21 protein-coding genes are annotated in these 21,335 nt (G+C 53.8%); 13 read left to right on the top strand and 8 right to left on the bottom strand.

Annotation, left to right across the window (positions count from 1 at the left end):
- Nucleotides 1–27: 27 nt before the first annotated feature.
- From K355_RS0113865 to hemC, 4 genes are read right to left on the bottom strand one after another with little or no spacing between them, the layout of a single operon-like run.
- Complete coding sequence (locus tag K355_RS0113865) at nucleotides 28–1,488, bottom strand: heme biosynthesis protein HemY (RefSeq protein ID WP_022732752.1); 1,461 nt, start codon at nucleotides 1,486–1,488, stop codon at nucleotides 28–30.
- On the bottom strand, nucleotides 1,485–3,032 hold the full coding sequence (locus tag K355_RS0113860) for a COG4223 family protein (RefSeq protein ID WP_022732751.1): 1,548 nt from the start codon (nucleotides 3,030–3,032) through the stop codon (nucleotides 1,485–1,487). Before K355_RS0113860 ends, K355_RS0113865 begins: the two co-directional genes overlap by 4 nt.
- 39 nt (nucleotides 3,033–3,071) lie before the next feature.
- Nucleotides 3,072–3,800 (bottom strand): uroporphyrinogen-III synthase, encoded by a 729-nt coding sequence (locus K355_RS0113855; protein WP_022732750.1) that lies wholly within the window; start codon nucleotides 3,798–3,800, stop codon nucleotides 3,072–3,074.
- 23 nt (nucleotides 3,801–3,823) lie between these two features.
- Nucleotides 3,824–4,768, bottom strand: coding sequence for a hydroxymethylbilane synthase (hemC, locus tag K355_RS0113850; RefSeq protein ID WP_022732749.1), 945 nt, complete (start codon nucleotides 4,766–4,768; stop codon nucleotides 3,824–3,826).
- Nucleotides 4,769–5,113: 345 nt separating this feature from the next.
- Between hemC and tsaD the strand changes: the two genes are divergently transcribed.
- The 5 genes from tsaD (at nucleotide 5,114) to K355_RS0113825 (ending at nucleotide 8,367) form a co-directional block, all read left to right on the top strand.
- A complete protein-coding gene (gene tsaD, locus K355_RS0113845) occupies nucleotides 5,114–6,172 on the top strand; it encodes a tRNA (adenosine(37)-N6)-threonylcarbamoyltransferase complex transferase subunit TsaD (protein WP_022732748.1) in 1,059 nt (352 codons plus the stop codon).
- 47 nt (nucleotides 6,173–6,219) lie between these two features.
- A complete protein-coding gene (locus K355_RS0113840; protein WP_022732747.1) occupies nucleotides 6,220–7,224 on the top strand; it encodes an NAD(P)H-dependent glycerol-3-phosphate dehydrogenase in 1,005 nt (334 codons plus the stop codon).
- A 115-nt stretch (nucleotides 7,225–7,339) separates the two neighbouring features.
- On the top strand, nucleotides 7,340–7,618 hold the full coding sequence (locus K355_RS0113835) for a YciI family protein (RefSeq protein ID WP_022732746.1): 279 nt from the start codon (nucleotides 7,340–7,342) through the stop codon (nucleotides 7,616–7,618).
- Nucleotides 7,619–7,621: 3 nt separating this feature from the next.
- Complete coding sequence (locus tag K355_RS0113830) at nucleotides 7,622–8,035, top strand: EVE domain-containing protein (RefSeq protein ID WP_022732745.1); 414 nt, start codon at nucleotides 7,622–7,624, stop codon at nucleotides 8,033–8,035.
- Nucleotides 8,032–8,367, top strand: coding sequence for a Rieske (2Fe-2S) protein (locus K355_RS0113825; RefSeq protein ID WP_022732744.1), 336 nt, complete (start codon nucleotides 8,032–8,034; stop codon nucleotides 8,365–8,367). The genes K355_RS0113830 and K355_RS0113825 overlap by 4 nt, the downstream gene beginning before the upstream one ends.
- Before the next feature lie 27 nt (nucleotides 8,368–8,394).
- Here the strand turns inward: K355_RS0113825 and K355_RS0113820 are convergent, their stop codons facing one another.
- Nucleotides 8,395–9,207 (bottom strand): alpha/beta hydrolase, encoded by an 813-nt coding sequence (locus K355_RS0113820; RefSeq protein WP_022732743.1) that lies wholly within the window; start codon nucleotides 9,205–9,207, stop codon nucleotides 8,395–8,397.
- A gap of 50 nt (nucleotides 9,208–9,257) precedes the next feature.
- Here K355_RS0113820 and K355_RS0113815 point away from each other — a divergent pair, with 50 nt between their 5' ends.
- From K355_RS0113815 to K355_RS0113800, 4 genes are all read left to right on the top strand, one after another.
- On the top strand, nucleotides 9,258–10,490 hold the full coding sequence (locus K355_RS0113815) for a glycosyltransferase family 4 protein (RefSeq protein WP_028791605.1): 1,233 nt from the start codon (nucleotides 9,258–9,260) through the stop codon (nucleotides 10,488–10,490).
- Nucleotides 10,487–11,515, top strand: a complete 1,029-nt coding sequence (locus K355_RS0113810; protein ID WP_022732741.1) for a glycosyltransferase family 9 protein — start codon at nucleotides 10,487–10,489, stop codon at nucleotides 11,513–11,515. Before K355_RS0113815 ends, K355_RS0113810 begins: the two co-directional genes overlap by 4 nt.
- A 230-nt stretch (nucleotides 11,516–11,745) precedes the next feature.
- The gene (gene infC, locus K355_RS0113805) at nucleotides 11,746–12,261 is read left to right on the top strand and encodes a translation initiation factor IF-3 (protein WP_022732740.1); all 516 of its coding nucleotides are present in this window, start codon (nucleotides 11,746–11,748) and stop codon (nucleotides 12,259–12,261) included.
- Nucleotides 12,262–12,315: 54 nt separating this feature from the next.
- Nucleotides 12,316–12,720 carry a response regulator gene (locus K355_RS0113800; RefSeq protein ID WP_022732739.1) on the top strand — a complete coding sequence of 135 codons (405 nt, stop codon included), beginning with the start codon at nucleotides 12,316–12,318 and terminating at the stop codon, nucleotides 12,718–12,720.
- Nucleotides 12,721–12,799: 79 nt separating this feature from the next.
- On the opposite strand, the gene K355_RS0113795 is transcribed toward K355_RS0113800, so the two are convergent.
- Nucleotides 12,800–13,759 carry an AEC family transporter gene (locus K355_RS0113795; RefSeq protein ID WP_022732738.1) on the bottom strand — a complete coding sequence of 320 codons (960 nt, stop codon included), beginning with the start codon at nucleotides 13,757–13,759 and terminating at the stop codon, nucleotides 12,800–12,802.
- 253 nt (nucleotides 13,760–14,012) lie between these two features.
- Between K355_RS0113795 and rpmI the strand changes: the two genes are divergently transcribed.
- The 4 genes from rpmI to pheT all read left to right on the top strand — a co-directional run bounded on the left by rpmI (nucleotide 14,013) and on the right by pheT (nucleotide 18,193).
- Nucleotides 14,013–14,210 carry a 50S ribosomal protein L35 gene (gene rpmI / locus K355_RS0113790; RefSeq protein ID WP_022732737.1) on the top strand — a complete coding sequence of 66 codons (198 nt, stop codon included), beginning with the start codon at nucleotides 14,013–14,015 and terminating at the stop codon, nucleotides 14,208–14,210.
- A 16-nt stretch (nucleotides 14,211–14,226) separates the two neighbouring features.
- Nucleotides 14,227–14,583, top strand: a complete 357-nt coding sequence (gene rplT / locus K355_RS0113785; RefSeq protein ID WP_022732736.1) for a 50S ribosomal protein L20 — start codon at nucleotides 14,227–14,229, stop codon at nucleotides 14,581–14,583.
- Between the two features lie 126 nt (nucleotides 14,584–14,709).
- A complete protein-coding gene (gene pheS / locus K355_RS0113780) occupies nucleotides 14,710–15,780 on the top strand; it encodes a phenylalanine--tRNA ligase subunit alpha (RefSeq protein WP_022732735.1) in 1,071 nt (356 codons plus the stop codon).
- Nucleotides 15,781–15,784: 4 nt separating this feature from the next.
- Nucleotides 15,785–18,193 (top strand): phenylalanine--tRNA ligase subunit beta, encoded by a 2,409-nt coding sequence (gene pheT / locus K355_RS0113775; RefSeq protein ID WP_022732734.1) that lies wholly within the window; start codon nucleotides 15,785–15,787, stop codon nucleotides 18,191–18,193.
- Nucleotides 18,194–18,300: 107 nt separating this feature from the next.
- Here pheT and K355_RS0113770 read toward each other — a convergent pair whose 3' ends face one another.
- Nucleotides 18,301–18,774 carry a hypothetical protein gene (locus tag K355_RS0113770; protein WP_033368882.1) on the bottom strand — a complete coding sequence of 158 codons (474 nt, stop codon included), beginning with the start codon at nucleotides 18,772–18,774 and terminating at the stop codon, nucleotides 18,301–18,303.
- 111 nt (nucleotides 18,775–18,885) lie between these two features.
- Complete coding sequence (locus tag K355_RS0113765) at nucleotides 18,886–20,934, bottom strand: sensor histidine kinase (RefSeq protein WP_022732732.1); 2,049 nt, start codon at nucleotides 20,932–20,934, stop codon at nucleotides 18,886–18,888.
- Between the last annotated feature and the right edge of the window lie 401 nt (nucleotides 20,935–21,335).

Below are 21,335 nucleotides of genomic sequence, written 5' to 3'. Positions count from 1 at the left end.
TTAGGCTAAATTGACCAATTGGACGTCTTAAAGGGCAGGTTGATTGCCTTCTTGCGGGTTGTTGGCACTGTTGCCGTTGCCGTCATCATCGTTGCTGTGATCAATGATGGTGGCATTCTGTCCAATGGCAACCGGGTCTTTTGCGGCGTCCTTTGACGGCGGATTGCCTGCATCGGGCGCGGTTGATGTCGGCGCCTGATGCACGCGAAGGGGGCTCCGCCATTCAACACTGCCAAACGAATGACAGGACGGGCAGGATACCACCCAGCGATCCGTTTCAGTCCCACAGGCCCCACAGCGCCAATCGGGGTCCGGATTGGCGTGGCTTGCCTTAACCAGAAGGTCGCGGGCCTTCGCACCATCCTGCTTTTCACGCAATTCCAGATCGGCCAGCAAACGGTAATGGCGGGCTTCGGTCTTACGGGTCATGGCCTTTTCAAGGTTGCTGCGCGCCATGCCCCACAAATCGGCCAGAAGGGCGGCCTCGGCCAGAATAATCTGGCTTTCGACATGGTCCGGGTTGGTGGCAGCCAGTTTTTCAACTGATTTGACCTGTGCCAGCGGATCACCGGTCAGCGTATCAAGATAGATCGCGCTAAGGGCGGCAGATGGCGTTGTGCGCCAGCTGTGCAGGATAACGTCGCGGGCTTTGGCTTCCTGTTTCAGGTCACGATAAAGCCCGGCCAGCAAAACAGCCGCACCGGTAAAGTCATCTGCCGAGTTCAATGCCTTACGCAGGAGTTTGATAGCTTCGGCATTTTCACCTGACGCGATGGCGTCTTCGGCCTTGGCGGTAATCAGAAGTGCACGACGACGTGTCAGTTCCTTTTCACCAAAAACCTCGGCCTTTTGCGCATCAACCAAAAGGCTAAGCGCGCGGTCCCACCGTTTGGATGTCAGCAGCAAGTCGAACAATGTGACAATCACCGCCGGATTGCGCGGGCGTAAACGGTGCGCACGTTCGGCGTAATCAAGGGCGTCTTCGCGGTCGTTGGTCTTAAGTGATAATTGCAGCAAGCCGCGCAGGCCAAAGAACGCCGAGTCTGGTTTTTCCAGCATGGCTTCAAACTGGCGCTTGGCCGCATCGTTGTTGCCGTCAAGTTCCGCTGCCTGTGCGGTCAACAGCCGTGTCAGTGTATCGTCTTCAAGATAACGATCCACCGCACGGGTATGTTTAAGGGCCTGACGCACATCGCCCGATGCCAGTTCCAACAACCCCATGGTCAGGGCCTGCTGGCCTTTTTTGCGCCGGCGACTGCCGAGCAGACGACCGACCCAGCCCGGTGAATTGGCAATGATGGTCCAGCCACGCCAGATCAGAACACATATGGCCGTCAGGGCCAAAAGGGCCAAGGCGACCATGCCAATCGATCCGTCAAAGCGATAGCCAAGCCAGACCACCGTCATTCTGCCGGGATTATCGGCAAACCAGACAGTGCAGCCCACCAAGACGGCCGTAATCAGGATAAAGGTCAGCAGGCGGATCATTGGCTATCCTCCGACCCGGTCAGAAGATCAATCGCATGCGCACTAAGGGATGCGATGGCGCTGTTGAGAATTTGACGATTTTCCGCAGCCGCCAACCAGTCGGCAACCGCGACCGATGCATGGTCACCTTCAACACCCTGAAGGGCGGCAATGGCGGCATCTAGGTCGTCATGCTCAAGCGCGTTTTCAGCCGTTACCAGACGCCCTTCAAGTGATTCCTCGCCTGCCGCATCGACACGGCGGATCGGGATCAGTTTTTTAATGTTGGCCCACGTCGCATCAAGCACGCTGCCCGAATGATCATCGGTGGCGGCCTGAACGGCTTCCTGTGCCATGACCGGGAAGGACTGACGCAGTTTTTCGATGGTCGGTGCCCCCTGATCGGCAAGCGGTTTCAGGGTGGTAATCTGTTCAGCAATAAGGGGGTCATCGCCGCTGCTGCGTTCAAGCTGATTTAGGGCGATGATAAATGGCCCACCGCGCTGCAAAGCATCACGCAGGATGGTGACAGCCATGGCAATTGCCTGTCCGCGGCTTTCAACCCGAAGGCCAGCGGTTGCGCGGACTTCTTCTTCCATGGTTGACAGGCGTGCCGACATTTCACGCATTTCGTTGGCGACACCGGCAAGTTCGCTTTCGACGCGGGCTAGTTCTTCGATGGGGGCAGTGCGGGTTTCAATTTCCGCCATACGGCGGGCAACTGTGTTGTTCAACGTGCCGCCGCGTTCGCTGTTAAGGCGTTCGCGCAACGCATCAATTGTGCCTTCAAGCCGCGAAAGGCGTTCGGTCAGTTCCGGATCAACAACAACCGATCCATCCGGCAGGGGTGATGCGCTTGAAACGCTATTTGTATCACCGTCAACCGCGGGAAGACTGTCTTCTTCAATGACCATGCCATCGTCTTTTTCGGCCATGGTTGCGTCTTCATCCGGGGCCGGGATGGTATTGTTCTGATCGTTCTGATCGTTCTGATCAGGCATTTCCGGCTGACTTGGTGCATTGGTTGCTGTGATTGCACCGTCATCCTTGAACCCTTCAGGGGTTATTTCATCAAGAATAACCGTCGGGACATATTGGCTCAAAACCGGCTCTGCATCGCGCCACCAGATCGCACGGGTCAACCAGCCAGCGGCAATGGCACCGACAATGATGATCACAAACAGCAAAAGCGCCTTGCCGCCGGAACCTTTGCGTTCTGGTGCGGGACCATCGGTTTTGCTGCTTTTGTCACTGGATTGGCTGTTGCGATGGGCCGATGCCGGTTTTATTTCCGGTTTGGCCGTTGCCGATGATGTTGCGCCAGGTTTGTCTGTCGGCTTTGATCCCGGCTGGGAGGGCGATTTTGCCGTATCGGGTTTTGCACCAGATTGTGTGTCGGACTTTGTGCCTGTCTGGGTGTCTGTCTGGGCCGTCGTTGGCTTTGATGCGGGTTTCGCATCCGAACTGGCATTGCCACTACTATCGACAGAGATGGTCTCGGTCGATTTCTGGGTGTCGACCGGTTTTGCGGAAGCGTCTGATTTTGGCGTTTCTGGTTTTTTCACGATCGGACCATTGCAGTTTGCGGTTGTTCCATAGCGCAGTTACACGCTGGAAAATGACTGATCTAGTATAGAAAGAAGGTATTCCTGTGTTGGCTTTGATGCAACGTACGTTCTTTGCCATGTAAGGTCGGCAGTTCGCAATTGCACTGCCGGACTGAGACAAATTGCACAGGTATCTGTCAGTTCCCCTTCCAGCTTGTAGCTTTTGACCAGCTTAACAAAGGTTTCGGCTGTGCGGGGAGAGAAAAATAAAACTGCATCAATATGATGCGCAGTGATGGCATCTAAAATCTGTTGTGGCAGGGTCTGGCTGGCGTGGGCGGTATAGACGATTTGGCGGTCAATCTGATACCCGCCGTCACGCAGGATTTCGCCCAGATCACCTGCCGTCTTGCGCGCTGCGGGATGGAAAAGCGGGCCCATTGCGGGACTAATCCGTTCCCGGATCAACGCGGCGAGGTCGTGGATATCGCCATTGGCACTTTCGATCCGGTTAAACCCCATATCGGCGGCCAGACGGGCAGTGGCATCGCCAACACACAAAGCCGTTTGGTAGCGATCCTGTGACAGACGGGCAAAGGCCCGCAGCCCGTTGGCGGATGTAAAAATGAGGGCCTGATACGGGGTCGGGTCAAAAGGCCTGGTTTGTGCTGGAAACTCAATTTCCAACATCGGTGCAGACAGAACCCGGTAGCCGCGCGTTTGAAGGGATGCTTCAAGATCGGCGGAATCGGTTTTGGGCCGGGTGTTTAAAACCAGTGGTCCCATTTTCTGTCCCGTTATGTTGCGAGTCAGGCCGAAATAAAGTCCGGACCACCGCGTTGTTTAAGCTCTTCCCCGGCATCTTTTCCCGCGGCAGATGCGGTTGCCATGTCTGGCTTTGCAATATGGCGTTCGGTATCAAGCCGTTCGCTGCCATCCGGGCGCACGATTGAAACCCGCAACCGCATGCTGCCATCCTCATGATACTCGGCAAGGGCGGCAATCGGGGTGCGGCAGGAGCCATCAAGCGCGAACAGGGCTGCGCGTTCGCCGGCCACACGGATCGCCGACTTTTCGCAATGAAGGGCGGATATCCAGTCTTTGGCCTGTGTGTCATCCTCGCGGATGGTGATGCCAATTGCCCCTTGGGCAACTGCGGGCAGCATATCGTCTTCGGCAATCGGGGCGGTGGCAATTTCGGGTTGGCCCAGACGGTTCAAACCAGCCATCGCCAGCAAGGTCGCATCGACCTGTTCTTCGCCAAGTTTGCGAAGCCGGGTCTGCACATTGCCGCGGAATGTGATGACCTTAAGATCGGGATATTTGTTCAGGATCATGGCCTGACGGCGCAGCGACGCCGATCCGATCACGGAACCGGCAGGCATTTCGGCAAAGCTTTTATATTTCAGCGAAATAAATGCATCACGCACATCTTCACGCGGTAAAATCGTCGGCAGGATCATGCCATCAGGCAGGACTGTCGGAACGTCTTTCATGCTGTGGACAGCAAGATCAATGTCACCCCCCATCAGGGCATCATCGATTTCCTTGGTAAACAGTCCCTTGCCGCCGATTTCCGACAATGCGCGATCCAGGATTTTGTCGCCGGTTGTCGTAATGACCGTGATGGCGATCGCACCTTCACTGGCAAGTTCGGGATGGGCGGCGGCCAGTTTATCACGGACCTCGTGGGCCTGTGCCAATGCCAAGGGTGAACCACGGGTGCCAATGCGAAGTTTTGCTGTATCTGTCATGACAGGAGTTTTAGTCTTAAAGTTGTTTGAAAACAAGGGGTGCGGCGGTCTGCGTCTTGGTAAAAATCGATTGGTCTGACGTTGCTATTATAGTGTCAGAAAATGCGATTTCATTGACGTATGTCGGCCTAGAGAGAGTTTCGATAGTTTTGCGAGGCTTGGGTAAATGGGCGGCGAAACAAGCCCCTGAGACTGTCAAAATAGACCTGAAACGCGATAACTGCATATGGCAAATGCGCCCGTCGGGGGTGGAAAGCAGGTAAAGTTTCCGCTACATCATCCCCAAGCGTAGTATTGTCATCCCAAAGCCGAGGGTTTCGGCGCACCCCTGACCGGATCAAAAGCATGATCGTACTTGGTATCGAAACAAGCTGTGATGAAACGGCCGCTGCTGTTGTTAATGACAAGCGCGAAATTTTGTCCAACCGCGTTTTATCCCAGCTTGATGATCATCGCCCCTATGGCGGCGTGGTGCCCGAAATTGCAGCACGCGCGCATCTTGAGCATCTTGATCGGCTTGTCGCCGAGGCGATGGATGATGCCGGGGTTGATTTTGATGATCTTGATGCGGTGGCCTGTACAGGCGGACCGGGCCTGATTGGCGGGGTGATGGTCGGGACCATGACCGCCAAGGCCATCGCCTTTGCCGCACAAAAGCCGTTCATGGCGGTTAATCATCTTGAAGGTCATGCGCTGACTGTGCGGTTGACCGACGATGTTGCCTTTCCCTATTTATTGCTGCTGGTATCAGGCGGTCATTGTCAGGTGCTGATTGTCGAGGGTGTCGGGCGTTATAAACGGATTGGCACGACGATTGACGATGCGGTCGGCGAAGCCTTTGATAAGACCGCCAAGATGATGGGGCTTGGCTACCCCGGTGGTCCGGCGCTTGAAAAAATTGCGGAAAAGGGCAACCCGAACCGGTTTGGCCTGCCGCGTCCCTTGCGCGGCCGTCCGGGGTGTGATTTTTCATTCTCCGGGCTTAAGACGGCGGTTCGCAATTACATGGATGGTTTCCCGGTTGAACAGCAAACCGAGGACGTCAAAGCCGACCTTGCGGCATCCTTTCAACGTGCGGTGGGCGATACCCTGATTGATCGGGCGCGCAACGCTGTGTTTCAATTCATGCAAGATTATCCGGCGGGTAACACGCTTGTTCTGGCAGGCGGGGTTGCGGCGAATAAATATCTGCGTGGACGGTTGGTCGAGCTTACCGATCAGGCCGGCATGAAGCTGGTTGCGCCACCCCTTGATCTTTGTACCGATAATGCCGCCATGATTGCATGGGCCGGGCTGGAACGGTTCCGTCTGGGCGAACGTGATGATCTTGATTTCAAGCCACGCCCGCGCTGGCCGCTGGACCCCCAAGCGCCCAAGCGCCCGGGCGCCGGGGTTAAGGCATAAATCGATTCGATTAAAAACGACCTCATATTTTGCCCGGAAAACAGATCATGAAAAAGCGCATTACAGTTATCGGTGGCGGCGCCTGGGGAACGGCACTGGCCATACAGGCCGTCCGTGCGGGTGCGGATGTTGAACTGATTTTGCGCAATCCCGATCTGGCCGAGCAGATCAACGCCAATGGCGAAAATGATCTTTATCTGCCCGGTGTGTCGTTGCCCGGCGCATTGCGGGCAACCACGGCCTATGACGGGTTGCGCGATGCGGATGCGGTTTTATTGGTGACACCGGCCCAGCATTTGCGCGAAACCCTGACCAAGCTTGCGGCCCATTGGACCGATAACCTTCCGGCTGTGATTTGCTGCAAGGGGATCGAAAAGGAAACCGGGGCATTGATGGCGCAGGTTGTGACTGAAACGCTGGGCAATGTGCCGGTTGCGGTTCTTTCAGGACCAACCTTTGCCAAGGAAGTTGCCACCGGGTTGCCTGCGGCCATTACTCTTGCTTGCGAAGATCGTGGTTTGGGCAAGCGCCTTGTCGAACTGATTGGCACGCCGGAATTTCGCCCCTATTTCAGCACGGATGTTGCCGGTGTTGAAGTGGCGGGTGCGATCAAAAACGTTCTGGCGATTGCAAGCGGCGTGGTTGCCGGGCTTGAACTTGGCGATAATGCGCGGGCGGCCTTGATTACGCGTGGCATTGCTGAAATGTCACGGCTTGCGGTTGCCATGGGCGGGCGGGTTGAAACCATGCTGGGCCTTGCCGGGCTTGGGGATTTGACCCTGACCTGTACTGGGACATTATCACGCAATTACACGTTTGGTGTTGCCCTTGGACAGGGGCGAAAGTCTGCTGATATTCTGGGCGAACGCCGTTCGGTGACTGAAGGCGTTTATACAGCGGCCTCAATTACCGCAGTTGCGATGAAATATCAGGTCGAAATGCCGATTTGCACGGCAGTTGATCAGGTTGCCAATCATGGCCGCGATCTGCGCAGCACGATCAATGGGCTTTTGCAGCGTCCTTTCCGTGATGAGCTTGAGACAGCGCAGTAGACTTTTCGCACGTACTGACCACAAGCAGGTCATTGGCGATTGGTTCAGCTTGAGAATGGGGCAACCTTCTGTCACTTTACGGGTATTGAACCCATAAAGAAGCAGGAACCCGTCCATGCATTTCTATATCCGTTGTGTTGATAAACCCGGTCACCTTCACGTGCGTAAAGCCAACCGTGATGACCATCTGGCCTATATCAAAGGCGGTTTTGCCGAGCGTATTGTTGCGGCGGGCCCGACCCTTGATCCTGATATGGAAGGCATGAATGGTTCGGTCTTTATCATCGAGTTTGATGCGATTGAAGATGCGCGCGAATTTGCCGCCAATGATCCATATGCCAAGGCCGGTCTTTTTGAATCTGTTGTGATCCGTCCGTTTAAAAAGGTCTTCTGATCCATGGCGTATTGGCTGATCAAAACCGAACCGGGAAGCTGGTCGTGGGACGATCAGGTCAAGAAGGATGTCGAGGGGTGGGATGGTGTGCGCAACCATCAGGCGGCCAAGAATCTCCGTACCATGAAGGTTGGCGACAAGGCGTTTTTCTATCATTCAGTGAATGAGAAACGCATTGTTGGCATCGTTGAAGTGGTGCGGGAATTTTACCCTGATCCGACGGATGCGAAGGGCAAATTTGTTCAGGTTGATTTCAAAACGGTCAAGCCGCTGAAATCACCGGTGACCCTTGCCGATATCAAGGCTGATCCACGGTTTGCCGACCTTTCCTTGCTCAAACAATCTCGCTTGTCGGTCATGCCGATTGATGATGCGTCCTGGGTGGCGATTTGTGAAATGGGTGGTGTCGCGCCATGAGCGACTTGCCCGAAGCAGGCACAGTTTTGTGCGCGCTAACAGATCTTGATGCGACAGGTGCCAAGGGTGTTAATCTTGGCGGGACGGGCATTTTCGTCGTGCGCAGTGGTGCGGATGTTTTTGGCTATGTGAACAGCTGCCCGCATGTTGGCGTGCCCCTTGATATGGAACCTGATGAGTTCATCAGCGACTTTGGTGATGAAATCATCTGTTCGACCCATGGTGCACGGTTTCGCATCCAAGACGGTGAATGTGTTTCTGGTCCCTGCACAGGCGATGTGCTTGAACCGGTTGCGGTTAAGGTCGAGGACAACCAAGTCGTCCTCGCCTGACACTTGGCGATGGCAAAGGCGGTTGGATTATCCTTTCGCCTTTGCTAAAATTTCATCGAGATGTTTGGTAATGACGTCGAGCTGATCCGGTTCGGACAATCGATGATCGCCGGTCTTGATCAGATCAATGCGGACATCGTCGGTTACCAGTGCTTCGGTCAGGCGAAGGGCGGTTTGCCACGGTACATCGGGGTCCTGCATGCCTTGAACCAGACGCACCGGGCATTTGATTTCCAGCGGTTTACGCAAAACGAGCTGGTCGCGGCCATCCTCAATCAGATTGCGTGTGATGGTATAGGGATCGTCGCCATAGTCAGTGGGTTCGATCAAGGCGCCGTCTTCCATAATCGATTTTTTCTGATCTTCGCTAAACTGTGCCCACATCAGGTCTTCGGTAAAGTCAGGTGCGGCCGCGATCCCCACAAGTCCGGCAACCCGTTCTGGCCGGGCAAGGGCGACCAATAACATGATCCAGCCGCCCATCGATGACCCGACAAGAATTTGTGGTCCGGTGGTAATTTCATCAAGAACGGCAATGGCATCCGCCGCCCATTGGCCGATTGTGCCATCGGCAAATTTGCCTGACGATTGTCCGTGACCGCCATAGTCAAAGCGGGTATAACCCAGCCCCTGCCGGATGCAATGCTCCTCAAGGTGCGTTGCTTTTGTACCGGTCATGTCTGACATGAAACCGCCAAGGAACATAACACCCGGCATCTTTAAAGTCCGGGAATTGGCGGCTTGAGTGTCAGATTGCTTGCCGGGCGTGTGATGGTATGCGATTTTTAATCCATCGGGCCGGTTGAGATATTGGGGTTTTTCAAGCTGCGGTGTGGGCATGTCATGTGTCATCCGGGGCGGAGTCCTTGGATGTTGGTGGTTGGAGTTGCATGAGCGCGTCAGAAGTAATGACTGAAGCAGTCTATCGATCAGAGCCCCGAGCGCAAGGCGGGGACTATCGTCCTGCCGTAATTTTACAGGTTTTGCCAGAGCTTGATGCCGGTGGGGTCGAGCGTGGAACCGTTGATATTGCGCGCGCGATTGTGGACGGTGGCGGCAAGGCGCTTGTCGCATCCCAGGGGGGACGGCTTGAGCGCGAACTGGACCGCTTTGGGGCCAAGCATATCAATTTACCGCTGAAGTCAAAAAACATCCTGACCATGCGCAAGAATATCGACGCACTGGTTAAGCTTATTTCGGACGAAGGTGTGGATATCATCCATGCTCGTTCGCGTGCACCGGCCTGGAGTGCCTATTTTGCAGCGCGCAAGGCCGGAATTCCGTTTGTGACGACGTTCCACGGGACGTATTCCGGGTATAAAAATCCGTTCAAGCGCCGCTATAACGCGATCATGACGATGGGGGATCAGGTTATTGCGATTTCCCAGCACATCGCCAACCACATCAACAAGTATTACAAGGTTGAACCAGATCGCTTGAACATTGTTCCACGCGGAACAAATGTCGATCTTTTTAACCCTGAAAATGTCAGTCAGGAACGGCTTATCGCACTGTCGAACCTGTGGCGTCTGAACGGTGAAGAATATGTGATTATGCTGCCGGGCCGAATCACGCGCTGGAAGGGGCATGGTTTCCTCATCCGTGCCTTGCCGGCGGTTCTTGAGGCCCTTGGGCATCGCCGTGTACGGTGTCTGATTGTTGGATCAGATCAGGGCCGAACCGGTTACCGCGACGAAGTGCTGCAGGTTACGAATAAGCTTGGGCTTGAAGATGTCGTGCATATTGTCGACCATTGTGCCGATATGCCTGCGGCCTATATGTTGGCCGATGTCGTTGCCTGCCCGTCGATTGAACCCGAAGCGTTTGGTCGTATTCCGTCCGAGGCACAGGCAATGGGACGTCCAGTTATTTCCACCGCGCACGGTGGGGCGATGGAAACGGTTCTTCCGGGCGAAACCGGGTGGCTTGTTACGCCCAATGAAGTCGAACAGCTTTCACGCGCACTTGTTCAGGTTCTGAGTATGACGCCGGAAAAACGCGCGACCCTTGCGGCCAAGGGGCGTCAGCATGTGATCGATCATTACTCGCTTGAACAGATGGCCGAACAGACACTTGGCGTTTATGCCAAGGCGCTTAAGCGCGTTCACAGGAATGCAGCATGAACGACGATATCATGAGTATGCCAGTTGATCCGGTTGTTACAACAGCCGGTAAAGAACTGGCGACGGATGCGTCGGCAACGGGCAAGCGTATTCTGGTGATCAAGCTTTCTGCACTGGGTGATGTTATCCTGGCAATGGGGCCGTTTGCGGCGATCCGTGCTGCCCATCCTGATGCGCATATCACGGTTCTGACCACACGGCCGTTTGTCGATCTGATGAAAGCCAGTGGATTTTTTGATGCGATTGCCATCGACCGCCGCCCAAAATTGACCAATCTGCGCGAAGTTTTTGCTCTGCGCCGTTTTCTGCGCAACGGTAATTTTGACCGCGTTTATGATTTGCAAACCTCGGACCGGTCCGGGTTCTATTACAAATTGTTCTGGCCAAGCCCAAAGCCCGAGTGGTCCGGAATCGCACGTGGATGTTCACACCCGCATGCAAATCCCGAACGCGATAGCATGCATGCGCTCGATCGAATTTTTGACCAGCTTGAATATGCAGGTATTTCGAAGGTTCCTGTTCCCGTTCTTGCCGGACCTGACATTGATCTGGATCGTTTTGGCATTCGCAGTCCGTTCGTTCTGATTTGTCCGGGGGGCGCACCGCATCGTCCGGCAAAGCGGTGGCCCGCAGAACGGTTTGGGCTTTTGGCCAAGAAACTTGCTGATTATCGTTTAACGCCGGTTCTGATCGGAACCGAGAAGGAAAGCGACGTCCTGGGCAAGATTGATGCCATGTGCCCCAAGGCCCGCAATCTGATGGGGCGGACCGGATTTCTTGATATAGCATCGCTTGGTGCGCGGTCGGTTTTGGCTATCGGCAATGATACGGGGCCGATGCATATTGCCGCCGCCGCAGGGGCGCCATCCATTGTCCTGTTTTCGCGCGAATCGGATCCAAAATTAAGTGCACCGCGCGGAATTGGCGCAAATGCCGTTAGCACCGTTCGCGAAAGTGACTTGCGGGAATTAACCGTTAATCGTGTGATGGAAGAAGTGCGCCGTCGTCTTGATTTGGACGAATAAAAAACCGGTAATGGCACAATAAGCACACCGTTAATTCAAAAGCGCGGAAATTGGCGCTTTGAAAGGTTTTGACTTGCCTAAAAACATTGCTTTCTGAGCGCACCGGGATATGCTAGTGCAGGTCTAGTGAAAAACGCGGTTTCATAGAAACGCGGTTTTCCATATTACTCTTTCTGACCGATTTGTTTGATTACCATAGGAGATTATCCATAGCACGACCACGCAAACCGATGCAGCCGACCAAGGATGGTCCGCGCGTCAATGAGGATATTAAAGCCCGTTTGATCTGTGTTGTCGACGCTGAAGGCAATATGTCGGATCCGATGACGGTGCGTGAAGGCGTTGAAAAGGCAGCAGAAGTTGGACTCGACCTTGTCGAAGTCGCTCCGAATGCCGAACCGCCAGTGTGCAAGTTGATCGACTACGGCAAGTTCAAATACGAACAAAGCAAAAAGCAGAACGAAGCCAAAAAGAAACAGAAGGTTATCGAAGTCAAGGAGATCAAACTCCGTCCGAACATCGATATCCATGACTACAACGTCAAACTGCGTGCCGCGCAGAAGTTTCTTGGCGGTGGTGATAAGGTGAAAGTTACGTTGCGCTTCCGCGGACGTGAAATGGCCCACCAGGATCTTGGTCTTGGCATGCTCCAGCGCTTTTCGGGGGATCTTGAAGATCTTTCCAAGCCGGAAATGATGCCGAAGATGGAAGGTCGTGTTATGATTATGGTACTGGCGCCGCGTTAAGACGCGGCGTTTTGCCGTTCTGCCCAAAGAGGTCCAAGCCAAAGAGGGAATGCCATGCCAGCCGTAAATGATCTTCTGATCGTTGGTGTTGATGACGACCCGAAAAGTCTGGTTCTTCTGAAACGAATCGTCGAAAGCGGCGGTTATCAGTTTCAGGGGGTTTCCTCTGGCAAGGACCTTTTAAAACTCCTGAAGTCGGCAAGGCCGCGCATCATTCTTCTGGATATCATGATGCCCGACATGAACGGGTTTGAAACCGCACTTAATGTGCGGACCCATTTCCCCAATCTTGCCTGCGCGATCATTTATGTCACAGCTCGTCAGAGTGAAGAAGACCTGCGCGGCGGTGTTGCAGCCGGGGGCAACGATTTTGTCCTTAAGCCGGTCAATCGCGAAAAGCTGATGACACGAGTCGAAAAATGGATCGGCCGCGCCCATAACATCAAAACTGCGGTTTGATGGTTCACCTGTAACCTGCACCTTCACGCATTGCGTTTGAATGCCAGCCCTGTCGGTCTAAGCCGATGGTGAAGTGTATCTATGGGACAAGCGGTCGAAGGGCTGCGATCAGCGGATCAATATATAATGTCAGGACCGAAAAGCTGATAACGCCGACGGCTGTGGTCACCAGAACAATTGACGAGCTTCTAACGATATAGCGGTCATAGGTTGTCGCAATGACAAAAACATTCCCCGCCGTTGGTAAGCCTGCAAGCAGTAAAACAGCCTGTGCCTCCAGCCCGGAAACGGTTCCCAGACTATAAAATGCAATGAAGACGGCCACGGGATGGGCAACCAGTTTGGCAATGCTCATGACGGCAAGCTCGGCACGGTTTTCGGCAATCGGACGGCCGAAAAGTGCGACACCAATGGCAAATAATGCCGCTGGCCCGGCACTGCGTCCCAGAAGTTCCAGCAGATAATCCACACCATCTGGCCAACGAAGGTCAAGAATGCTGGCCGCAACGCCGGTCAGAATCGCGATGACAACCGGATTAAGCAACGTCCCGCGCAGGATTTTGCCCAATGGGTTTGTGCCATCGGCATGTTTCGCTGTTTCAAGCAGGAACAGCGAAAGTGGCAACATGAAAATCAGATCAAACGACAGGGCGACAATCAGGGGAACAGTCGCCTGCGTTCCAAGCAACCCAATGATCAGGGGTAAGCCCATGAAACCGACATTGGGCATGGTGCTGCCAAAGGAAAAAAGCGTCTGGCAGGCGGGGTCGAGTTTGAAGACACGTTTTGCAATAAGCCGTGTCGCGCCATAAACCAGAAGCGTTGCCCCGCCGTAAGCAAGCAAAATGTCGGGCTGCCAAATCTCTGATGGTGTCCGGCTGGCAAGGGCACGAAACAAAAGGGCAGGCAAGGCAAAGTAAAAAACAAAGCCATTGATGCCGCGCATACCTTCGCTTGAGACGATCTTGGTCTTTCCGCCAATCCAGCCAAGGGCAATCAGGCTGAAAAAGGGCAGGATGATAGATGTAATTTGTGCCATGCGACCTGTGATATAGAGGCGAGAGAATGAAACTGGGCGGGTTTATTTGATCTGTCGAATGCACAATGGCGGGGCAGAGCCGCAAAAAGCAAGGGCAAAGGGGCGAATTGGTCCTTGAAAAAGGCAAATGCTGAGTCTATAACCACCCGTCCCCGAAACAGGTGGTGAGGCTGGAAAGTTTGTTATGAACTTTCAGGGCATGCCCAGCCGCCGTAGGGGATTTCGTTTTCATTGCATATGCAAGGATAGAAAAATGCCCAAGATGAAGACCAAAGCGAGTGCTAAAAAACGCTTTAGCCTGACTGCAAGCGGAAAAGTGCGTCGCAACGTGGCAAACAAGCGCCACCTGCTGACTGCAAAACCTACCAAGATGAAGCGCCAGTCGCGTGGTACAGAGATTCTCTGTGACGCCGATGCCCGCATTGTCAAAAAATTCCTGCCGTACGGTTAAGGTTAAGGAGAGTTAAATGGCTCGTGTAAAAGGGGGCGTGTCTTCACACGCCCGTCACCGCAAGGTTATTAATGCTGCCAAGGGTTACCGAGGCCGCCGCAAGAATACTTTCCGTACTGCCGTTCAGGCTGTGGAAAAAGGTTTGCAGTATGCATACCGTGATCGTCGCGTTAAGAAACGCCAGTTCCGTTCACTCTGGATCCAGCGTATCAACGCCGGTGCACGTGAAAACGGTCTGAGCTATTCGCAGTTCATGAACGGCCTTAAGAAGGCTGGCGTTGAACTGGACCGCAAGGTGCTTGCTGACATCGCAGTGCGTGAACCTGAAGCTTTCAAAGCTCTGGTTACACAGGCGCAGGCTGCACTCGGCTAATAAACCTTTGTAATAAGGTTTATATAGGCACTTGCCTGATTTGATCGGGGGCGGCCATATTGGCCGTCCCCTTTCTTATTTTAAGTTCTTTTTGTTTTTGAAACCCAAGCCAAAGCGTCGGAAGTTATGGAAAACATCGAAGCATTGCGCGAAGAGGTTCTGGCGGAAGTCGAAAATGCGGCCGATCTGGCTGTACTTGAAGATGTCCGCATCAGCGCCCTTGGCAAGAAAGGCCGTATTACCGGCCTGATGAAAAACCTTGGCAAGATGGACCCCGATCAACGTCGTGAATTTGGTCAGACGCTGAACGCGGTCAAAGACCAGGTTGCAGGCGCAATCGATACCCGCAAAACGGCCCTTGAAGATGCCGCCCTTGAGGCGCGCCTGTCGGGTGAGCGGATCGACGTTACCCTGTCGTCACGTCCTGATGAAACGGCAGGCCGTATTCACCCGATCAGCCAGACGATTGACGAAATTGTCTCGATCTTTGGCGAGATGGGCTTTGCACTGGCCGAAGGGCCGGACGTCGAAGACGATTTCCATAACTTTACCGCCCTTAACATTCCGCCGGAACATCCCGCGCGTGAAATGCAGGACACTTTCTATCTGCCTGAACGCGAAGACGGGTCGCGCCTTGTGCTGCGGACCCATACATCGCCTGTGCAGATCAGAACCATGCAGAACAAAACCCCGCCGATCCGCATTATCGCACCGGGGCGCACATATCGTTCCGATAGCGATATGACCCATACGCCGATGTTCCATCAGGTCGAAGGTCTGGTGATCGACAAAAAAACGCACATGGGGCATCTCAAGGGCTGTCTGCTTGAGTTTGTGAAAACCTATTTCGAACTTGATGATGTGCCGGTGCGCTACCGTCCAAGCTTCTTCCCGTTCACCGAGCCGAGTGCCGAAATGGATATCGGCTGTTCGCGCAAAGGCGGGGAGCTCAAGATTGGTGAAGGCGACGACTGGCTGGAAATTCTTGGTTGCGGCATGGTGCATCCGCGGGTTCTGTCGGCCTGTGGTCTTGACCCGGAAGAATATCAGGGCTTTGCCTTTGGCATGGGGATTGAACGTATTGCCATGCTGAAATACGGCATTCCCGATCTTCGTACCTTCTTCGATACCGATCTGCGCTGGCTGAAACATTATGGTTTCGTGCCGCTGGATGTACCGAACATGGTAAGGGGCTGAGATTATGAAATTCACACTTGATTGGCTAAAACAGCACCTTGATACCGATGCGTCAGTTGCGGTGATTGCCGAAAAACTGACTGATATTGGTCTTGAGATCGAAGGGCTTACCGATCGTGCAGCAGCCCTTGCCGACATTCGTGTTGCCCATATCGAAGAAGCCGGACAGCATCCGGATGCAGACCGTTTGAAACTTTGCCGGGTCAATACCGGCGAGAAAATCATTCAGGTCGTTTGTGGTGCACCAAACGCGCGCACAGGCATCAAGGTTGCCTTGGCTCAGCCCGGTGCGATCATTCCGATTGATGGTTCCAAGCTGAAACCGGGCAAAATTCGCGGTGTCGAAAGCCAGGGGATGATGTGCTCAACCCGTGAGCTGTGCCTTGGTGACGATCATGACGGTATTATCGAGCTGCCCGATGATGCGCCAATTGGCGCACCCGTTGCGGGTATCTTGGGTGCCGATGATACGATTTTTGAAATCGGCCTGACCCCGAACCGCCCCGATTGCACCGGTGTGCGTGGTATTGCACGTGATCTGGCCGCAGCCGGTATCGGGACGTTGAAAACCGATCCGCGTCAGGAAGCGGTCACCGGTACATTCGACAGCCCGGTTGGTGTCACGATCAGTGACGACATTGCATCGAATAATGCGGTTCCGGCATTTTATGGTCGCTATATCCGTGGCGTGAAAAATGCTCAAAGCCCGGATTGGCTCAAAGCCCGTCTGGAGGCCATCGGTCTGCGCCCGATTTCGGCCCTTGTTGATATCACCAATCTGGTAACCCACGATCTGGGCCGTCCGTTGCATGTGTTTGATGCCGATAAACTGTCGGGTGACATCAATGTGCGCTATGCGACTGATGGTGAAAAAATCGCGGCCCTTGATAACAAGGAATACCAGCTTTCTGACAGCATGGTGGTCATTGCCGACACGGCAAAGGCACTTGGCATTGGAGGCATCATTGGCGGCGAAGAAACCGGGTGCCTTGAAGACACAGTAAACGTGTTTGTCGAATGCGCCCTGTTTGATCCGATCAGCGTTGCCAAGACCGGCCGTAAGCTTCAGATCAATTCCGATGCGCGCTATCGTTTCGAACGTGGCGTTGATCCGCAATCGATTGCTTGGGGCATGGAAGTCGCCACCCATTTGATTACAGAAATCTGTGGTGGTGAAGTTTCGAACGTTGTCAAAGCTGGTGAGGTGCCAAACCCGCGCAACAGCTTTGATCTGCGTATTGATCGCATTCGTGAGCTTGGCGGTGTTGCGGTTGAGGCTGATCGTGTTGTTGGAATCCTGACATCGCTTGGTTTTGAGGTCAGTGGTTCGGGCCCGGTCATTTCCGCCGTCGCACCGACGTGGCGTCCAGACGTGATTGGCGAAGCTGATCTGGTCGAGGAAGTCCTGCGAATTGTCGGTTATGACAAGATCCCGACTGTTGCGTTGGAACGTGAAACCAGCCTGCCGGTACCGGCCCTGTCGCCGATGCAAAAACGTGTTGGTCTGACCCGTCGTGTTCTGGCGTCACGCGGTTTGTATGAAACCGTGACATGGGCCTTTACCGACTCGCGTTGGGCAAAGCTGTTTGGTGAGCTTAAAGACGGCCTGTATTTGGCCAATCCGATCAGTTCCGACCTTGATGTGATGCGGCCTAATGCGCTGATCAACATGATCGCAGCCGCGGGGCGGAACCACGCGCGTGGGTTTGCTGATCTGGCTTTGTTTGAAGTTGGGCCGGAATTCTTTGGCGATCAGCCGGGCGATCAGCGTCTTGTGGCGGCGGGTCTTCGTTCTGGTGCGACCACAGCACGCAGCTGGACCGGCTCGCGCCGTGACGTTGATGTGTTTGACGTTAAGGCCGATGCAGAAGCGCTGCTTGAGTCCCTTGGGACCAATGCGGCCAACGTGCAGGTAAATACCGATGGTGCGCCAAGCTGGTATCATCCGGGACGGTCAGCCGCCTTGCAGCTGGGTCCGAAAAACGTTCTTGGGTATTTCGGTGAGCTGCATCCCAAAGTGCTTAAGGCGCTTGGTGTTAAAGGTCGCGTCGTGGCGTTTGAGCTGTTTGTTGAAAACGTGCCGATGCCAAAGAAAAAAGGTACGGCCCGTCCGGCGCTTAATGCATCAAGCTTCCAGTCGGTTGAGCGTGACTTTGCCTTCTTGCTTAATAGCGATGTGAAGGCCGAAGCCATCATTAAGGCCGCGCGCAGTGCAGATCGGAACCTGATTGTCGATGTGACGATCTTTGATCTTTATGCCGGAAAAGGCATCGAAGATGGCAAGAAATCATTGGCATTTTCGATTACGTTACAGCCGACCAAGGCAACATTGACCGAAGAAGAAATTGATACGGTCAGCAAAAACGTTGTCGCGGCTGTCGAAAAAGCAACCGGCGGATCTTTGCGGGCCTAGTTGGGCGCCAAAGACACTAAAACATTTAAAAACGGGTCGCTTTCTGGCGGCCCGTTTTTTTTATCGGGCGTGCAAAGTGTGGCGACCGCGAAAAGGCCGGGATAAATTTACCGACCGGGACGCTTACGCAGGATGGCATATTCTTCCTCGTCGAGGTCAAGTGCGACCAGCTCGGGCCCGTTGCTAAAGATGTGCCATTCCATATCGGTGTCATCGCATTCGATGCTGAGCTGATCGGCCATGCTGTTCCATGTGCATTGTTCGCGATCGTCATCGGCATCAAGGCGCCCGACACCATTGTCATAAAGATGCAAAACCAAAAGCTGCTCATCCTCGTCAATCGAATAGATGGCATATGTTTCGTTTGCAAAACGGTAGTTGATTTCCCTGCCATCCAAACGCCGCCATCCACGTGGCAACGGCTCCCCCGGCTCGTGCTGGGCAAAGAAGTTGGCAAGGGTCTGCATGTGGTTGTTATTCATGGTACGCATGTCCGAGCCACAGGAAGCAAGCGTAAGTAGCCCCAGCATTGCGACAGATGTCAGGATCGAACGACGGTTGCGGGCAAAGCTTATGATCATGTTTTCCGTAACTCCCTTGGTGCCAGAGCGAGGCAGCTTTTTCCCTGCGTCACGCCTATACCTACACACCAAGCAATATGCTTGCCATTTGATGCCGGGTTTTAGCCGCTCTTATTCAGACCGGCTGGCACGGAGTGTAAAGATGAATGTGGCGCCCGGATCACTGATCGGGCGGGTGGTATCAAGCCAGATTTTCCCGCCGTGCTGTTCGACAATTTTCCGACATAGCGACAGGCCAAGCCCGGTTCCGGAAAACTCGTCCTTATGCAGGCGCTGGAACAGACGGAAAATACGCTGGGCATGTTCGGGGTGAATGCCAATGCCGTTGTCACGCACCGAGAAACGCCAGAAATCACCCGACGGCGTATCGGGTTCAACCGTAATGTCAATATGGGGCGGGACGCCCGGACGCCGGTACTTGATCGCGTTTGACACAAGGTTCTGGAACAGCCGCGAAAGACCAATGCGGTCACCCATCAGGCTGGGCAGTTCGTTATGGGTTATGGTGGCATGTTCCTGACTGATGATTGTTTTAAGGTCTGCCTGTGCTTCGTTGAGGACCTGATTGCAGTCAACTGTGCTGAAATCTTCATTGGTGCCGGTTTTGGCGTATTCCAGAAGGTGGCTGATCAGCTTGTGCATGCGTTTGGCACCATCGACCGCATAGTCGATATATTCGTCGGCCTCCTGATCGAGCGTCCCGGCATAGCGTTTTTTCAAAAGCTGGGTATAGCTTGCGACCATGCGTAACGGTTGTTGCAAGTCATGTGATGCAACATAGGCAAACTGTTCGAGGTCCTCGTTGCTGCGTTTAAGCTGATCAAGGGTGTCGCGCAGTTTGTTGGCATTTTCCACAAACTCGGTGACATCGCGCGCGCTGCTAAAGGTCATGCCGTCAAAGGGCCCGATGGCATGCCACGAAAGCCAGCGGATATTGTCGTTGCGATCCCTGAGGCGCAGGATCTGCTTTGTATCACCCGAATCACGCTTTTCGGTAAGGGCGCGTGATGAGGCCAGGGCGATTTGCTGGTCTTCGGGCTCGAACAGTTTGAAAAATGGCTGGCCGATCAGATTATACAGACGTGTCCCAACCAGTTCTTCGAACGCCGGACTAAACCCGTGCAAAATTCCATCAGTATCAACTGCAATCGACGGTTCGGGTGTGTGACGCAAATAGGTCTCGAACGGATTGCAAAGTTCCTGCTGTGCCGCGGTTTCAAGCAATAGAACAGAAATGAAATCACGTTCGTTCTCAAGGTACCTATGCGCCATAAGATAAAAACGCTGGGTGTTGTTGGCATCAATGCGAATATCGACCATCGCGCCAATCCGCGCATCCGGCCAGACATTGTCAATCAGCGGTCCCCGCAGTCTTGCCATTGAGGATGGCGTTAACCGGTCAAGGAATTCGGTTAGCAGCGGTTTGATGTTTTCATTCGACGGGCCAAGAATTTCGGGCCAGTTCATTTGTGTGACTAATTTCCCATCAGCAGTATCGACCGGCCAACTTATGACCGCACAGCCACATTCCGACAGGGTATTTTCCGTCTCGCTGAAATGTTCGGCCAAATGGGCGGCGCGCAAATGCTGGCGCTTAAGGCGTTGCCACAGCCAGATCGCCAATCCGCACAGGATGGTCATGGCCATGACAAACAAAAGCGCGTGCAAAATGATGGCCTGGCGCCAGTTTTCCATCAGTTTTGATCGTGGGGTATAGGCAACCAGGATCCGATCAAGATCAGGCAGCTTGCTATAGGCCAGAATCATGACCTGTTGCCCATGGACGCACAGCAATGAATCGCGATCTGCAGGTTGATTGACAATGTATTCCGCCAGATCGCCAATCAGGTGTGGCGGGATATACCCACTAACCTGATCAAGCTTCCCATTGAGCAATCCGACTGTGATGTCTGAATTATCATCAACGATCTTTTGCAGATCGACTGTGCTGTTTTGTAACAGCATCAACCCCAAACGATATGCAGTTGCTTCAAGTTGGCTGCTGGCTTGGTCAACGGCGCTGTCATACAGTGTTTTCTGTATGAAGAAGAACGAAAACAGCAGGACAAACACGCCGGTCATGGTCAAGAGCGCCAGCCTTTTGCGCAGCTTTGCCAAGCTGCGACGAGACAGGGTTTGCTCGATTGAGGTCATGAACATGTTGGCAGGCGTTCCCACTCGGACTGTTTCGGCTCATCCTTGTTAGATGGGGTGAGCTCTGACTAAAACCTATGTTCTTTTTCTGCGGTTGAAAAGCGCGTAGATGGTCTAAATCTTATGTAACGACAAAGAAATTGCGTCTGCAAACAGGGATTTGATGAGTGCGGTGGCACCTTTGACGCAATGGCAGGTGGATCGAGGTGGTCTTCGGTCGTGATGGCATTGCAAAACACTGGTGGGCATTTGCAACACAACGCTTCTATTTGCAGGCAAAAACCCCTATAAACCCGCTGGTGATTGATCGGGGGAATTGTTTGTTCAATTTCCTGACTGCTTTGCGGATCACATATGGCGGGTTTTCCTGTAAGTGTCACATCGTTTAGACGATGTGTTTCATCCCA

Source organism: Thalassospira lucentensis MCCC 1A00383 = DSM 14000, assembly GCF_000421265.1.
Lineage (GTDB): Bacteria > Pseudomonadota > Alphaproteobacteria > Rhodospirillales > Thalassospiraceae > Thalassospira > Thalassospira lucentensis.
The sequence above is the reverse complement of the archived record's forward strand: the minus strand, read 5'-3'. Positions and strand labels throughout refer to the sequence as shown.

Bases quoted from the DNA above. Each gene is read 5' to 3' on its own strand.
- K355_RS0113810 (WP_022732741.1), top strand. From the start codon at position 10,487: ATGAACGACGATATCATGAGTATGCCAGTTGATCCGGTTGTTACAACA.
- K355_RS0113855 (WP_022732750.1), bottom strand. From the start codon at position 3,800: ATGGGACCACTGGTTTTAAACACCCGGCCCAAAACCGATTCCGCCGAT.
- K355_RS0113770 (WP_033368882.1), bottom strand. From the start codon at position 18,774: ATGATCATAAGCTTTGCCCGCAACCGTCGTTCGATCCTGACATCTGTC.
- rplT (WP_022732736.1), top strand. From the start codon at position 14,227: ATGGCTCGTGTAAAAGGGGGCGTGTCTTCACACGCCCGTCACCGCAAG.
- pheT (WP_022732734.1), top strand. From the start codon at position 15,785: ATGAAATTCACACTTGATTGGCTAAAACAGCACCTTGATACCGATGCG.
- pheS (WP_022732735.1), top strand. From the start codon at position 14,710: ATGGAAAACATCGAAGCATTGCGCGAAGAGGTTCTGGCGGAAGTCGAA.
- K355_RS0113795 (WP_022732738.1), bottom strand. From the start codon at position 13,759: ATGGCACAAATTACATCTATCATCCTGCCCTTTTTCAGCCTGATTGCC.
- K355_RS0113815 (WP_028791605.1), top strand. From the start codon at position 9,258: ATGAGCGCGTCAGAAGTAATGACTGAAGCAGTCTATCGATCAGAGCCC.
- hemC (WP_022732749.1), bottom strand. From the start codon at position 4,768: ATGACAGATACAGCAAAACTTCGCATTGGCACCCGTGGTTCACCCTTG.
- K355_RS0113830 (WP_022732745.1), top strand. From the start codon at position 7,622: ATGGCGTATTGGCTGATCAAAACCGAACCGGGAAGCTGGTCGTGGGAC.
- K355_RS0113820 (WP_022732743.1), bottom strand. From the start codon at position 9,207: ATGCCCACACCGCAGCTTGAAAAACCCCAATATCTCAACCGGCCCGAT.
- K355_RS0113800 (WP_022732739.1), top strand. From the start codon at position 12,316: ATGCCAGCCGTAAATGATCTTCTGATCGTTGGTGTTGATGACGACCCG.
- rpmI (WP_022732737.1), top strand. From the start codon at position 14,013: ATGCCCAAGATGAAGACCAAAGCGAGTGCTAAAAAACGCTTTAGCCTG.
- tsaD (WP_022732748.1), top strand. From the start codon at position 5,114: ATGATCGTACTTGGTATCGAAACAAGCTGTGATGAAACGGCCGCTGCT.
- K355_RS0113865 (WP_022732752.1), bottom strand. From the start codon at position 1,488: ATGATCCGCCTGCTGACCTTTATCCTGATTACGGCCGTCTTGGTGGGC.
- K355_RS0113835 (WP_022732746.1), top strand. From the start codon at position 7,340: ATGCATTTCTATATCCGTTGTGTTGATAAACCCGGTCACCTTCACGTG.
- infC (WP_022732740.1), top strand. From the start codon at position 11,746: ATGCAGCCGACCAAGGATGGTCCGCGCGTCAATGAGGATATTAAAGCC.
- K355_RS0113825 (WP_022732744.1), top strand. From the start codon at position 8,032: ATGAGCGACTTGCCCGAAGCAGGCACAGTTTTGTGCGCGCTAACAGAT.
- K355_RS0113840 (WP_022732747.1), top strand. From the start codon at position 6,220: ATGAAAAAGCGCATTACAGTTATCGGTGGCGGCGCCTGGGGAACGGCA.
- K355_RS0113765 (WP_022732732.1), bottom strand. From the start codon at position 20,934: ATGTTCATGACCTCAATCGAGCAAACCCTGTCTCGTCGCAGCTTGGCA.